This window comes from Photorhabdus cinerea (genome assembly GCF_011189575.1).
GTDB classification, from domain to species: domain Bacteria; phylum Pseudomonadota; class Gammaproteobacteria; order Enterobacterales; family Enterobacteriaceae; genus Photorhabdus; species Photorhabdus cinerea.
Map to the genome: position 1 here is coordinate 1 of NZ_PUJW01000107.1, position 1194 is coordinate 1194.

At 46.0% G+C, this 1194-nt stretch carries 1 protein-coding gene and 2 pseudogenes; all 3 read left to right on the forward strand.

The annotated features are described in order from the left end of the window. Positions 1-476 (forward strand): annotated as a pseudogene (locus C5469_RS22765) (baseplate J/gp47 family protein); the annotation flags it as partial. Then, positions 473-1072, forward strand: a complete 600-nt coding sequence (locus C5469_RS22770) for a YmfQ family protein (RefSeq protein WP_166310964.1) — start codon at positions 473-475, stop codon at positions 1070-1072. The pseudogene C5469_RS22765 and the gene C5469_RS22770, both read left to right, overlap by 4 nt. A gap of 45 nt (positions 1073-1117) precedes the next feature. Then, positions 1118-1194 (forward strand): annotated as a pseudogene (locus tag C5469_RS22775) (gp53-like domain-containing protein); the annotation flags it as partial.

A 1194-nucleotide genomic window follows, 5' to 3' on the forward strand; every position in this document is an offset into this window, starting at 1 on the left:
CTCGCGTATGGATTCGTCGTAGAGCAATGGGCGCGGGGACCGTTGGCATCTACATTATGTGTGATAATAACGGAAAGGGCGGTTTCCCAACGGGTACAGATGGGTTCTCCAGCTTAGAAAACTACGGCACGGCGGCAACGGGAGACCAGGCAAGAGTTGCGGATTACATCTACCCATTGCAGCCAGTCACTGCTTTAGTCTGGGTTTGCTCCCCAATTCAGCGGAAAATTGATATCACAATCAACGGTATATCTTATGTTAGTCGTGATGTGACGAATGCCATTGCCGCCGCTATTGATAATGTATTTTTTGAAAGTGGGAATCCTGACGGGACGGGAAGAGTTCTTATTTCAGAATTGCAATATGTGATTGCTGATGTACCGGGAACGGCGGGATTCGTGATAACAAATCCGACAAGCAATATCAAGCTAGGGATCGGGGAGCTACCGCTACGAGGGGAGGTTATCTATACATGAGTCGATACAGTGTAGAAAACTATACGTCAGCATTGAACGGATTATTGCCGTCCGGGCTTGCATGGACTCGTCAGCACTCATCTGTTATGAATGCAGTAACGAGAGCGATTGCGTATTCATATTATCGGAGTGATCGGGATGCCTGGGGGTTAATTGAAGGCGCTTTCCCTGCAACTGCCACTATCATGCTGCCAGAGTGGGAAAAGTCGCTAGGTTTGCCAGATGATTGCGGTATCGGTGAAGTTGATACTATTCCGCTCAGACAGAAAACAGTTGTTTCGAGATTGCTGAGAGATGGCGGACAGTCAAAAGAGTTTTTTATTAATTTGGCGGCAACGATGGGTTATACCATCACAATCACTGAATATCGGCAAGCACGAGCGGGGCAATCAGTTTGTGGGGAAGCCCTGAACGGTGAAGATTGGCCGTTTACATGGCGAATTAACGCACCAAAAACAACTATTTTCTATGCCGTGGCTGGTGGCAGTTATTGCGGCGATCCGTTGAGGTCATGGGGTAATAAACGGTTAGAGTGTCAATTTAATCGTCTTTGTCCATCCCATACAATTCTGCAATTCGGTTACAGCAACGAATAACCCTTTATTTATTTTCTAATCACCTTTAATGAGTGAGGTTTTGCTATGCAAAAAATCGGTGATATTACAAATACCGCAGATAAAAACGGTGAATTTACAAATGGCAATGTCGCTGCGGGTAT

Excerpts from the sequence above, each read along its gene's own strand:
- C5469_RS22770 (WP_166310964.1), top strand. The coding sequence starts at position 473 with ATGAGTCGATACAGTGTAGAAAACTATACGTCAGCATTGAACGGATTA.